At 64.5% G+C, this 12,726-nt stretch carries 7 protein-coding genes and 2 pseudogenes; 5 read left to right on the top strand and 4 right to left on the bottom strand.

Features of this window, described 5'->3' with window-relative positions; genetic code table 11:
- Positions 1 to 97: 97 nt before the first annotated feature.
- The 5 genes and pseudogenes from DRF71_RS28020 to DRF71_RS27995 all read left to right on the top strand — a co-directional run bounded on the left by DRF71_RS28020 (position 98) and on the right by DRF71_RS27995 (position 2,486).
- Positions 98 to 379, top strand: a complete 282-nt coding sequence (locus DRF71_RS28020; RefSeq protein WP_198672151.1) for a glucose dehydrogenase — start codon at positions 98 to 100, stop codon at positions 377 to 379.
- 6 nt (positions 380 to 385) lie between these two features.
- A complete protein-coding gene (locus DRF71_RS28015) occupies positions 386 to 538 on the top strand; it encodes a hypothetical protein (protein ID WP_198672150.1) in 153 nt (50 codons plus the stop codon).
- Positions 539 to 571: 33 nt separating this feature from the next.
- A pseudogene (locus tag DRF71_RS29620) lies at positions 572 to 1,479 on the top strand (membrane-bound PQQ-dependent dehydrogenase, glucose/quinate/shikimate family); the annotation flags it as partial.
- 121 nt (positions 1,480 to 1,600) lie between these two features.
- The gene (locus DRF71_RS28000) at positions 1,601 to 1,738 is read left to right on the top strand and encodes a hypothetical protein (protein ID WP_198672147.1); all 138 of its coding nucleotides are present in this window, start codon (positions 1,601 to 1,603) and stop codon (positions 1,736 to 1,738) included.
- Entirely contained in the window at positions 1,680 to 2,486 is an 807-nt protein-coding gene (locus DRF71_RS27995) for a PQQ-binding-like beta-propeller repeat protein (protein WP_198672146.1), read from the top strand. The genes DRF71_RS28000 and DRF71_RS27995 overlap by 59 nt, the downstream gene beginning before the upstream one ends.
- A 623-nt stretch (positions 2,487 to 3,109) precedes the next feature.
- Here the strand turns inward: DRF71_RS27995 and DRF71_RS10500 are convergent.
- From DRF71_RS10500 to DRF71_RS10485, 4 genes and pseudogenes are all read right to left on the bottom strand, one after another.
- Complete coding sequence (locus tag DRF71_RS10500) at positions 3,110 to 4,846, bottom strand: diflavin oxidoreductase (RefSeq protein ID WP_112310503.1); 1,737 nt, start codon at positions 4,844 to 4,846, stop codon at positions 3,110 to 3,112.
- A 5-nt stretch (positions 4,847 to 4,851) separates the two neighbouring features.
- Entirely contained in the window at positions 4,852 to 10,296 is a 5,445-nt protein-coding gene (locus DRF71_RS10495) for a glutamate synthase-related protein (protein WP_112310502.1), read from the bottom strand.
- Between the two features lie 859 nt (positions 10,297 to 11,155).
- Positions 11,156 to 12,081: pseudogene (locus DRF71_RS10490) on the bottom strand (IS5 family transposase).
- Between the two features lie 283 nt (positions 12,082 to 12,364).
- On the bottom strand, positions 12,365 to 12,613 hold the full coding sequence (locus DRF71_RS10485; protein WP_112310501.1) for a hypothetical protein: 249 nt from the start codon (positions 12,611 to 12,613) through the stop codon (positions 12,365 to 12,367).
- Positions 12,614 to 12,726 lie beyond the last annotated feature (113 nt).

The following is a 12,726-nucleotide window of genomic DNA, read 5'->3' as shown; positions in this document are numbered from 1 at the left end:
TGGTTTCGGTCTTATGATGCACCCCGTTCCAGACTGACCCTGTAAAGAGCCTCTGGCGGCACGTCCTGGCGGAACACTGGGAACAACGAGGACACTCATGGATAAACTCTCTGATCCCGGGGAGCGCGGCCCGGGCGGGCGTCGTTTTGTCTTCTGGCTGCCGGGGGCGCTGATGGTGTTGGCCGGGCTCTGGCTGGCGATGCGAGGCGCTCAGCTGATCTCGCTGGGCGGCAGCTGGTATTACCTGATCGCCGGCGCCGGGCTGGTGGTGGCGGGGGTGCTGAACATCCTCAGGAAACCGGTCGCGATGCTTGTGATGGCGCTGGTCACCCTTGGCACCGTCGCCTGGGCCTTTTGGGAGGCGGGCGCGAATTACTGAGCGCTGGTGCCGCACCTTGCGCCCTTCCTCGTGATGGGGCTGATCGCCGGGCTGATCAATCCGCTGATGACCGGCGGCTGCCGTCTTTCGCGGTGGCGGGCGTATCTGCGCTGGCGCTGGTCTTCGGTGCCTCTGCCGCCTTCCTCGAACATGGCGTGATCACCGCCAGGGCCCGTCCCGGATGCGGTGTCGATGGTCAATGACGGCTCCGTCAACCAGACGCAATATGGCTATGACCTCGATGGCGCACGCTATGCGCCATTTGACCAGATCACCAAAAAGAATGTGTCTGACCTGACAATCGCCTGGCAGGCGCGTACCGGCGCGCTGGCGACCGGCGCCTCCGAGGATCAAAACACCCCGATCCAGGTCGGCGATAAGCTGTATTTACTGCTCGCCCACCTCCGAGATCATCGCCGATGATGTCGATATCGGGCCGCAAAATAGAAGCATCGCGAAGAGCTGAAAAACACCAGAACCGTCTGGAACCGCTGCTGCGGCGTGGCCTTTTACGAGGCGGCGAAGGTCACGAAGGTCTATCCGGCCGAGGGCGAGACCCGTATCGCTCCGGCCCCGGGCGCGCTGTGTTCGCGCCGCATCATCCAGGCCAGGATGGATGCGGACCTGATCGCCTATGATGCCAATACCGGCGCGATCTGCCGCGATTTCGGCCAGGATGGCAAAGTCTCGATGATGGTCGGGATCGGCGATGTGAAATTCGGGCCGCGCTTCTCCTGGGCCTATCCCTCGCAGCCGGCCGTTGTGGGCAATCTGATCGTGGTCGGCGGCTGGGTGTTTGACGGTCGTGCGCTGGACGAGCCCTCGGGCGTGGTGCGAGCCTTCTCGGCAGACACTGATGCGCTGGTCTGTGCCTGGGATCTGGGCAATCCCGCGATTGCGAAACTGCCGCCCGAGGGCGAGGCCTATACCCGATCGACCCCGAATATGTGTACCCATCCGGCGGTGGATGAGGCGCCTGGCCTCGTTTATCTGCCGGATGACAATCAGCAGCCCGATTCTGGGGCGGTGACCGCCCGGCGCTGACGGATAAATATTCCTCGGCGGTGGTGGCGGTCAATCTGGCCACGGGCCGCGACAAATGGCTGTTCCAGACCGCGCATCACGATATCTGGGATTACGATATCGGCTCGCAACGACGCTTTACGACCTGCCTGACGGCACGCCCCCCTTGGTCAGATCACCAGGCGCGGCCAGATCTTCATGTTCTACCGCCGCACCGGCGCGCCGGTCACGGTGGTCGAAGAGCCCCCGGTGCCGCAAGAAGTGGCCTTTGGCGATTATGTCGCGCCCACCCGGCCCTCGTCGTCCGGGATGCCGCTTTCGGCGCAGCGCCCCTGACCGAGGTGGATATGGGGGCACCCCCTTCTTCGATCAGCTTTCCTGCCGCATCGCCTTCAGAAAGCTGAACTACAAGGGGAAATTCACCGCGCCGCAGCTGGAGTCGACGCTGATCTGTCCGGGCTATTATGGCGGTTTCAACCGGGGTTCCGCCGCGCTGGACCGCGCCTCGGGTTACCTCTTCCTCAACGATATCCGCATGCCGCAGGTGGTGACACTGCCCCCTGCCGAAGGCGTTGATTTCGAGGCGCTGAGCTCTGGCCAGGGTGTCGGCTCGACCTGTCCGATGGTGGGGACGCCCTTTGTCATCGACCATGAGACGTTCAACTCGTTCCCCGGCTTGCCCTGCCAGCAACCGCCATGGGGCGTCTTTGCCGCGATCAGCCTGAAAATCCCGGAACTGGTCTGGCAGAAACCCGCCGGCACGCTGGAGGATATCAGCCCTGGCGGCATCCGCCCCGGCCTTGCGGTGCCGATCGGGATGCCGACGCTGTCGGGCGCGGTGGTGACCGGTTCGGGCATCGCCTTCTATGCCGGGACCCAGGACTATTATCTGCGCGCCATCGACATGGCGACGGGTGAAGAGTTGTGGAAAGGCCCGCTGCCGGTCGGCGCCCAGGCCAATCCGATGCGCTATGTGTCGCCGAAAACCGGCAGGCAATATATCATCGTGGTCGCCGGCGGCGCGCGGCAATCCCCTGATCGGGGCGATTATGTGATCGCCTTCGCGCTGCCGGATGCGGGCTGAGGCCAGGCGCACGGACATCCATTCCGCGCCAGCCGGACGGGCGCGGTGGATCCCGGGGATCGGGGCGGGCCGCGTAACGGGGGCAAGATCCTCTGCCGGAATATCCGGCGGCGCCCCGCAGCCGGGTTCCCGATCAAGCGAGGCCAGAAGGATCAGATCCTCGGATACGGCGATCTCAGGCCGGTGGCGGAGCCGCCCCTCCGCGTCGAACAGATGCAGCCCGGCGGGCTGGCGCCGCGCCGGATCGGCCGCGCGTATCACCAGCCGCTCGCCCCGGCCCGCAATCAGCCGCAGCACAAATCGCCAGCCACTGCCCGGCCAGTCGCACCGGACCATAGGCGCCGCGCTCGCTGATCAGGGCATGGCGGCCGGTGGTGGCGCCCGAAACCCGCGCGAATATCGGCATAAGCAGGGTCAGCACCCCGGCCTCCCATTCAGAGAGCGCCGCGCCGCTTGCGGCCAGCCCGGCCAGGCTGCGCCGGGGCCCAGGCGGCGCGATGGCTGCGGCTCTGGCAGGACCAGGGCAATCCCGGCCGGTCTTTTGCATCGCCATAAGGCATTATCCGCGTTCGGTGCCCCAGCCCTGGCGCAAGTCCTGGCCCCAGCCCTGGTAATGCCTCCGGTCAGTATACATCGCGCAGATAGCGCTTCGCACGTTTCAGGCCGTTGGCATAGTCGGTCGCGGCCTCGGGGCCGAGCCCTCCATGGGTGGCGATGATTTCGTGAAGGGCGGTATCCACATCGCGCGCCATCCTGGTCGCATCGCCGCAGACATAGAAACAGCCGCCTTCCTCAAGCCAGGAGAACAGCGCTTTGCCATTTTCCCGCATCCTGGTCTGGACATAGACCTTCTGGGCCTGATCGCGTGAGAAAGCCAGATCCAGCCGGGTCAGCAGGCCCTGCTCTGCCATCCCCGACAATTCGCCATCATAGATGAAGTCGCTCTCGCGGTGCTGATCGCCGAAGAAAAGCCAGTTGCGCCCCTTCGCGCCCCGCGCCCGGCGTTCCTGAAGGAAGGCGCGAAAGGGCGCGATGCCGGTTCCGGGGCCGACCATGATCATCGGCGCCTCATCATCGACGGGCGGGCGGAAGGCCTTGTTCGGCTGCACGAATATCCCCGCCGTCTCACCGGCGCGGTCGGCGAGGAAGGTGGAACAGACGCCGCCATGGGCGCGGCCTTCGGCCCTCCAGCGCACTGACGCGACGGTCAGATGCACCGATCCCGCCGCCTCTTTCGGGCTTGATGAGATCGAATAGGCGCGATGTTGCAGCGGCTTCAGCAGGCCGGTCAGCGTGCCGGCATCCATGCCGCCCTTCGGCAGCATTCTGAGGAGATCCAGCAGGTCGCGATCCCGGAGCCAGGCGTCCAGCGCCTCCCGGTCGCCGCCGGCAAGGACATGGCTCAGCGCCTCGTCATTGGCCCGCGCGCCGATCGCCGCCACCATCTCGCGCGACGGCGTGACGATCTCGAAAGCATCCGTCAGCAAAGTGCCGAACGGGCGGTCCTGGCCCGCAACCAGGGTGTCAGGGCCAGCCCCGACCTGCTCCAGCACCGAAGCCACCAGGCCTGGGTCATTGACCGGCACCACGCCAAGCGCATCGCCAGCCTCATAGCTCAGCCCCGAGGTGCCGAGGTCGAATTCATAATGCCGGATCTCTTTCGACGAGTGCGCGCCCGATAAAAGCCGGTTGACCGCCAGGCGGGCGGCAAAGGGTGCCTTGCGGCTGTAACCCGGCTTTGCCCCGGCCGGGGCGGTGCTTGCCACCAGCGCTTCGGCCTTTCCGCCGATCAGCGGCAGCGTGGCGGCGATCCAGGCATTGGCCGGGGCCTCGAAGTCGATGTCGCAATCGACCCGCTCGGCCATCCGCTGCGCGCCCAGCTGCGCCAGCCTTGTATCCATCAGCTTGCCGGCCTGGCAAAACCCGTCATAGCCGGTATCGCCAAGCGCCAGCACCGCGTAATGCAGCCCCTCCAGCCGGGGCGCGGCGGAAGAGGTCAGCGCGTCCCAAAAGAGCGCGGCGCTGTCGGGCATCTCGCCCTCGCCATAGGTAGAGCAGATCAGGATCGCGTGCCGCATCGCCGCCAGTGCGTCGGGCGTCACATCATCCATTGGCTGCACACGGGCGTCGAACCCCATGGCGCGGGCGCGGGTCGCAACCTCTTCGGCCAGCATTTCGGAATTGCCGGTCTGGGTGCCGTAAAGCACATTCACCAGCGTTTTCGGCCGCGCCCCGACGGCTGGCGCGACGGCGACAGCCCCCATCGCCTGGCGCGAATGCAGACCCGCGAGAAAGCCCGAAAGCCAGGCGCGCTGATCACCGCTGAACGGCGCATCTTCGGGGATATAGGGAAGGCGCATGGGTCTCAGGCTCCGGTCAGATCGGCAAGGGAATTGCGGGCGAAGAGCATCTCGAAAGAGGGGATCTGCCCGAGGATGCGGCGGTTCTTGCGGTCCTGGTCGAGGATCCAGCCATAGGTGCCCGGGCTGTCCATCGAGAGGATATTGCGCAAAGACAGCGCTTCTTTGTAATCGCCCAGCCGTTTGCCGGCGACCAGCGCCGCCAGTTCCGCATCCGCGTAATCGGTCACCGCCGCCCGCGCCTGTTTCAACAGCCGCGTCATCAGCGCGAAATCCTCGGTCAGGATCAGGTTTTTTGCCGCCTTGCGGGCCTCGGGCGTATCGGCATTCGTGCGCAGACGCTGCATCACTATCGCCTGCGCCGCCTCAAGCACCGTCCATTGATTGAGCAGGGCGAACATCTGTTCTGTATCGGTCTCGCCATAACCCGGCACCTGACCGCGCAAGACCGGAACACCCGCGCGCCAGGCCTTTTTCAGCTTGCTGATCTGATGCGAGACCAGCGCCTGACCCAGCTCCTCGATCAGATCCTTGCGCGGTTTTGCCCGCAGGATCTCATCCGCGTCCTGGTATTGCAGCAGCGCGCGCGGCAGGGCCCAGGCAAAGTTCACCTGTTCCTGCGCCCAGTTCGCCAGCAGCCATTCCGCTTTGGCCGAGCCGGTCGCCACATGGTGCCATTCCAGCAATTGCCGCACTGCAAGCGCATGGATCTCTGACGCGTCAGAGCCATCCAGCCGCCCCAGAACCACGGAATCATGGCTGACCCTGGCGCGCAACAGGTCGTAGGGATCATATTGCCAGGCAAAGCCCCCCGACATGCCATTGGCAAAGCCCTTGCCGAAATCGCCAAGGTTCAGCACCGCGCCATTGGTCATGTATTCGACGCCGAAATCGCCGATGCCCTCGACCACCGCCGTCGCACCCGAGTTCCGGACGGCAAACCGGTCGCCGGCCTGACCCTCGACGAAAAGCCGCCCGCCGGTTGCCCCGAACAGCGCGAAATTCCCGATCAGCACATTGCCGCCCGCGCTGTCAGATCCGCCACCGGGGCTTTTCACCACCAGCTCGCCGCCGGATTGCCCCTTGCCGACGCCATCATTGCAGGTTCCGGTATGGGTCATCACCATGCCGTCATTGCAAAACGCGCCGTAGCTTTGGCCCGCAGAACCCTGCGTCGTGATCCGAACCGTGCCGGGGCGCAGATAGCGGCGGCCGCGGTCATCCTTCAGGCTGGCTTTCGGCGCATGGCCCTCATGGTTCAGCATCCGTTCGATATCGACAGCCAGCTGGCCGCCGACCGATTTGTTTCGGTTGTTCAGCACCAGATTGCCGCCAAGGTCGATCTGCATCGCCCCCTCTTCCAGCGCCGGGCGCAACAGGTCGATAAAGGCATCATCCAGCGCGAAATCGCGCGGCATCCGGACCGAGTTTTCGATGTGCAGGCTGGGCACTTCGGTCAGCATCGCGCGCAGATCCAGCTGCCCGACCGAAGCGGGGTGATCCAGCAGATGCAACAGCTCTGCCCGTCCGCGCGCGGCCTCAAGGGACGGCAGACCCAGCGAGGCGAGGATCTCCCGCACCTCATGCGCGATGTTCAGCAGATACTGCGCCAGCGCGCGCGGATCGCCGTCGAACGCCTCGGGGTTCGTGGTCAGACCGGCGGGGCATTTGATATTGCAGTTCTTCGCCATAACGCATTTCAGCATCATCAGCGCCGTGGTGCCGAATTCAAAACTGTCGCCGCCCATCAGCGCCGATTTCACCACATCGGAACCGGTCTGATGCGCACCCGAACAGCGCAGCGTGACCAGATCGCGCAAGCCGTTTGCGCTCAGTGCCTGATGCACCTCGGCAATGCCGATCTCTGCCGCGCGGCCGGTGTATTTCAGCGAGGTGACCGAGGCCGCGCCGGTGCCGCCGGTATTCCCGGCGACATTGATCACATCGGCCCCCGCCTTGGCGACGCCGACCGCAATCGTGCCGATCCCTTCCGAGGAAACCAGCTTCACCACCACCCGCACCCGCGCGGATTTGGCGTCATGGATCAGCTGCGCCAGATCCTCGATCGAGTAAGTATCATGATGCGGCGGCGGCGAGACCAGCTCCACCCCCGGCGTGCCGCCCCGCGCGGCGGCGATCTCGACGGTGACCTTCGGCGCGGGCAGCTGGCCGCCCTCGCCGGGCTTCGCGCCCTGGCCGATCTTGATCTCGATCTCTTCCAGTTGCGGATCGGCAAGGTAGCCCGCCCAGACCCCGAAACGGCCAGAGGCAAACTGCTTTATCTTCGAGCCGCGAATGGTGCCATAGCGCGAGATATGCTCGCCCCCCTCGCCGCAATTCGACATGCCGCCGACCATATTGGTGCCATGCGCCACCGCCTCATGCGCGGTCGCAACCAGCGCGCCATGCGACATCGCACCTGATGCCAGTTTCGGCGTGATCTGATGCGCGGGCTGCACCTGATCCAGCGCAATCGCCTCGGGCGCAGGCCGCAGCCGCGACAGCCAGCTTTGCGCCTCGCCCGTCGCCTCGATCATCAGCGCAGTGCCTTCCAGCCAGTGGCCGGTGATTTCGGGCCCGAAACGCTGGATCAGGCTTTGCGACAAGGCATCCAGCCGCGCAAAGTCCGGTATGCCGGTCAGGCCCAGCCGGAACCGTCCCGCGCTCAGATCGGCGCAATACACGCCCCGCACGAGGAAGCTGTTATTCCCCTTGCGATTGAACTTCTTCATCTCGCGCCGGAAATCCCCGGGCGAGGCCGCGCGGGTCACATCGGCCGGAAAGGCCAGCACGTCGCGCAAAGCCGCCGGGCGGCGGGCGCGCTCCTCGGCCATCATCCGCGAAAAGCTGCGATAGCCCGGCGTCACCCGGAAGGCGTCGATCCGCTCCGGCGTCAGCCGGTCGAAACTGGTATTGGTATAGCCCTCATCCGAGATGCCGAACGCATCCTCCAGCCGGTTCAGCGTCATCAGCCGCAGAGGATCAACCTCTTCCGTGCCCTGGGGCTGGCTGATTGCCTCTTCCGTCATGTCGACGAAACCGCGCACGGCGGTGGTGCCGTAACTGTGGCCCGCGCCCTCGGCCCGTTCCTTGAACAGACCCAGCAGCGGGATGTCATCCTCGCGCGACACATGCAGCGCGCGGGCATGCCAGTCGGCCACGGCCTGGGCCACCACGTCAAAGGTCACGCCCCCCACCGGGGTTTTCACATTAGGGAAATAGCGGCGAAACACCGGATCATTGGTGTCGAGGAAATTCGGCTCGAAAAACTCGCCGCCGGAATAGCTTTCCACCGTGCAAAGCCCGACCTTGCCCATGGTCTTCATCAGCGCCTTCTCGGCAGCTTTGGCGAATTTTTTGAAGGCCTTATCGGCCTCAGCGCCATATTTCTCCTCGGCGCGGAACTGGACGCCCAGCGGGTAAACCGCCGCCGCCCCGAACCCGAGCGCGCAGGCGATGTGATGGGAGCTGGAGATCTGGCCGGATTCGACGATCAGCGAAACGCGGAGGCGCAGCCCCTCCTCGATCAGGCGCTGGTTGATGGCCGAGACCATCAGCGTCATCGGGATCGCGGCGCGGCCCGAGCTGACATGCCGGTCCGAGAGGATCGCGATGCCGCCCTGCGCGCCGGCAAAGCCCGCGACTTCGCCCGCGATACGGTCGATGGCGCCGGTCAGCGCCTGCTGATTGACCTTTGCATCGCCAAGGACCGGCTCATAAAGCATCTCGAACCGCGCGACCGGCGTCGCCGCCTGTTCGCGGATTTTCAGCATATCGAGATGCGAGAGGATCGGCGTATCGACCACGATCTGCGGCGCGACCTGGCCGCCGAGACCCGGCTTTGCGCCAAACGCCACACGCAAAGTCATCCCATCCGCTTCCCGGATGCTGTCCAGCGGCGGGTTGGTGACCTGGGCAAAGCGCTGGCTGAAATACTTCGCCACGCCGCCTTCGTTATCCGACAAGGCGTTGATCGCATTGCCATATCCCATTGCCGAGACCTTCTCGGCCCCGGTTGCCAGCATCGGGTCCATCAGGAAGCGGAAGCTCTCCTGGTTGTGGCTATAGGCGACGTAACGGGCATGGCGGTTCAGATCGCCGGAATAGCGCAGCGGGCTGCCCTGACGCTCGGCCGGAACCTCGGGCAGATCGGCCAGACGGGTGCGGGCCGAGGTCAGGAGTTCGGTATAATCGCGCCGCGCCGCCAGCATCTCCAGCGCCTCATGGGTGCCAAAAGCGCGCCGCCCGGCGTGGTCATAATAGAGCATCCCGCCCGCCTCGATCCGCCCGCGCGCCAGCACGCTGTCGGGGGCAAAGGCGATCTGCCCGGCCTCGGACATCACGGCGAGGTAATCGGCGGTCTCCACCACCCGCAGCGGGCGCAGGCCCAGCCGGTCCAGCCGCGCGCCGATGATCTGGCCATCGCCGAAGATCAGCGCAGCGGGGCCGTCATTCTTCTCCTCATAGAGCGAGAAATATTCCAGCATCGCCCGCACCTGCGGCGAAAGCGTGTCGTCATTCTCCCAGGCCGGCGGCATCATCGAGACGACGGCGGTGACGAGGTCCAGCCCGTCCTCCACCACGCGGGCCTGCAGCGTCTGATCCAGCCGGCAGCTGTCCGACTGGCCTTTCGGGCGGGTGATATTGCTGTTTTTCGCCCGCGCGACGGCAGCCTCGGACAGGCGGTTCTTCTTGTCGGTGTTCAGCTCGCCATTATGCGCCATGAAGCGGAAGGGCTGCGCCATCGAGGGATGCGGGTCGGTATTGGTGGAAAACCGCGTGTGGAAATACAGGGTGTGGACGCCATGCGAGGGGTCCATCAGATCCAGAAAATACGGCACGATTTCATCGGAATTGAGCCGCCCCTTCAGCACCTGCATCCTGGCCGAAAGCGACAAGGGGTAAAGCCCCGCCAGCGCGGGGTCGGTATAGGCCTCCGCCTCGATCGCCAGCAGCGCGCGGTGGATGCGCAGATCAAGGCCCGCGCCGCGCAGACCCTCCGGCGCGGCAAAGACCCATTGCCGGATCGCCTGCTGGCAGCGCAAAGCCGCCGGACGCAGCACCGCATTGTTCACCGGCACGTCGCGCAGCAGCAGAGTGCCGAGGCCCTGGGCGTTCAGCGCCTCTCCGATGAGGTTTTCCGCCCGGGCCTGCTGTGCGGTCTCATCGGGCAGGAAGAAGTTCCCGACGCCGAACGCCCCGGGTTCCAGCGCCGCGCCCGTCAGCGCTGAAAAGAAGCCGAGCGACAGATCCACCGACACGCCGGCGCCGTCGCCCACCCCTTCGGCCGACATGCCCCCGCGATGGGGCACGGCACAAAGCGCCTCATGGCCGAGGGTCAGAATCTCATGGGTCTGAAGGCCGTCCTTGCGGGTCAGAAACCCGACGCCACAGCTGCTTTTGTCGGGATCGCGGTCATAAAGCCCGATTTGCGCCGGTTCCTGGTTCATTCGCGTCATCCCCCTGCCGCCATGGTCGAGATCGCCCAAAAGTCCTGGCAAACGGCTCCGGACAGGCGACGGGCCCGGGCGTGTCTGGCGGAGATCGTTGGGACGATCCGGCTGGGGTTCTCGGTGCCCTGAGGCACATGGATGGGTGGCGCGAATCGGAAAACCGGGTCCGAACGCGCATATAGGTCCTATATACTGCCTTAATTTTACCGATCAACAGATTTATTGAGTGGGTCTGCCCATAAATTCAGGATAATATGGCCGGATCGGATTTAATTATGGCCTCATATCTTACCGCCTGGTGACCAAAAGATCACCGCCGCCGCCGCTAGTGGCTGGATTCGTAGGGTTCAGATGGGCTCGCACAGGTCTCCGACCCGATCAGGGACCCGGATCGCCGGACGTCAGCCCGGAAACCGTTGCCAAAGCACCGTCCGGATGCCGGCGGGCACCGCGATCTCCGCATAGCCGCATTATCGGTATTATGAGATTTTACAGAGATATGCGCACAGAAACCGCGAAACCAGCCCGGAGCACAATCGGAGCATCCCGGCAAAGCTGTCCGGGGCATGGCTCTGACCGGATCGCTGCGATTGCCCTGTCCGCATCGCTGAACAGCCTGCCCATATCCGCGCATCCACCCGGAGGAGCACCCCATGACAGATAAGGCTCCCGGTCAGGACGCCGCAGCCCCCCTCCCCTGCGGCCACGGGTCATCAGCCGCCTGCCCTGCGGGATCTCGCTGAGCGGACGCGGACCTATGCCGAGGCGGCGAGTGCGGCCAATACCCGAAAGGCCTATGCGGAACTCTGTTGCACAAATCACCTGCTGACCGGACTTTCTCTTTCCCGGGACAGACTTAGCCCACGACTTCAGTGAGAGGTATGCCGGGCGCCGTGAAGCCGTTCCGGACGGCGACACGGACCTGGAACTCGGCCACCTGACGGTCGAAATCCCGCGCCATGAGGCGCTGACCCAGCAGTTTCACACAGTTCATCTTCGTTTCTGCGCGGCTCCGGCGGTGATAGCCGCTCCATCGTCGCCAGATGGTCCTGCCGAAGCGCCGTGATGCGCGCAGGGCCTCGTTGCGGGCGATCGAGCCGGAGGTGTCGGGCCTCCGGGGCCTGGCGTTCTTTCGGGGAGGGATGATCGCGGTGGCACCTCGGGCGGCGATGGCACCATGGCATTTTCGGGTGTCGAAGGCACCGTCGGCGGTGACGCTGCCGATCTCCTGATCGGGCGGGATCTGGTCGGGCAGTTCGGGCAGCATGGGTGCGTCACCGACGTCGCCTGTGGTGAACCCGGCCGCCCGGATCTCCACTGTTTTCTCGTCAATTCCGATGTGGATCTTACGCCAGACGCGCCGTTTCGGGCCGCCGTGCTTGTGGGCCGTTCCATTCGCCTTCGACCTTGATTCCGGTGCTGTCGATCAGCAGGTGCAGCGGCCCTTGCGATCCGCGATACGGGATGTTGACCTTCAGGGTCTTCTGGCGCCGCGACAGCGTGCTGAAGTTCGGCACCGCCCAGTCAAGGCCGATCAGACGCAAAAGGCTCTCGACGAACCCTGTCGTTTGCCGCAGCGCCATGCCGGACAGCACCTTCATCGTCAGGCAGGTCTGGGATGGCGGTATCGCTGTAGTCCGCCTGCCGTCCACGCTTCCCCGTCGGTGCAGCCTCCCAGGTCATGGCGGGGGCGTACCAAATCGTCAGCGAGCCGCGACGCTTCAGCGCTGTGTTATATGCGGGCCGGTTCCTGGTCTTGTAGGCGGGTGTGGGTCGGATCATGCCGACCAGCTGTCACGCTGGATTCACAACATGAAACCCTCGTCAGATTTATGCAACAGAGCCGCTGAACGGTATAAATCCAAGAATCTATCTTACCTGGCTATTTGATCGTCTTGCTCAGAAGCCACGCCTCTCAATTATGCATCTTCTGCTGCCGTTGCACGGACATGAAGGGCGCCATGGATTGATCCTTCCGGCAGATCTCGGGCCCTGGGAGAGCAAGGCCCTAAAGCTCGTTGAGAAGTCACGTAATCGGGCAGCATGATTCTATGGCGCCGGCTTCTCAGACCGGCGCCATTTCGCCTTTCGGGACGACCGGCAACGTGAGAAGGTTTATCAAGAGACGCTTGATGCTTCGCTTACCGAAGACCAGGCTATCCAGGCTGCGGTTTCCGACATCTTTGACGCCCTCATCTCCACCATGGCCGATACAAGCCTCGATTTCGTCCTCGGCGAGATCCCCGGGTCGACCGTCAAGATATTTCACTGCGCCGCAGACCGGATTGGGGGCAAGCCCGATGATACCGGGCAAGCACAGAAGTGTTTCCAGCGCGACGGGATGAAGGCATCCACAGCCACAGCATCGGAGCTCCGATCAGCCAGAAAATGTTAAGCCAGCATGGCCGCCTGAACCTTTCCGGATCT

This window comes from Pseudogemmobacter bohemicus (genome assembly GCF_003290025.1).
GTDB classification, from domain to species: Bacteria; Pseudomonadota; Alphaproteobacteria; order Rhodobacterales; family Rhodobacteraceae; genus Pseudogemmobacter; species Pseudogemmobacter bohemicus.
Note: the sequence above shows the minus strand (reverse complement) of the source record. Positions and strands in the feature narration are given on the sequence as shown.

What these genes read in the sequence shown, in the direction of transcription:
- DRF71_RS27995 (WP_198672146.1), top strand. Translation starts at nt 1,680, where the DNA reads ATGTCGCGCCCACCCGGCCCTCGTCGTCCGGGATGCCGCTTTCGGCGC.
- DRF71_RS10500 (WP_112310503.1), bottom strand. Translation starts at nt 4,846, where the DNA reads ATGCGCCTTCCCTATATCCCCGAAGATGCGCCGTTCAGCGGTGATCAG.
- DRF71_RS10495 (WP_112310502.1), bottom strand. Translation starts at nt 10,296, where the DNA reads ATGAACCAGGAACCGGCGCAAATCGGGCTTTATGACCGCGATCCCGAC.
- DRF71_RS28020 (WP_198672151.1), top strand. Translation starts at nt 98, where the DNA reads ATGGATAAACTCTCTGATCCCGGGGAGCGCGGCCCGGGCGGGCGTCGT.
- DRF71_RS28000 (WP_198672147.1), top strand. Translation starts at nt 1,601, where the DNA reads ATGTTCTACCGCCGCACCGGCGCGCCGGTCACGGTGGTCGAAGAGCCC.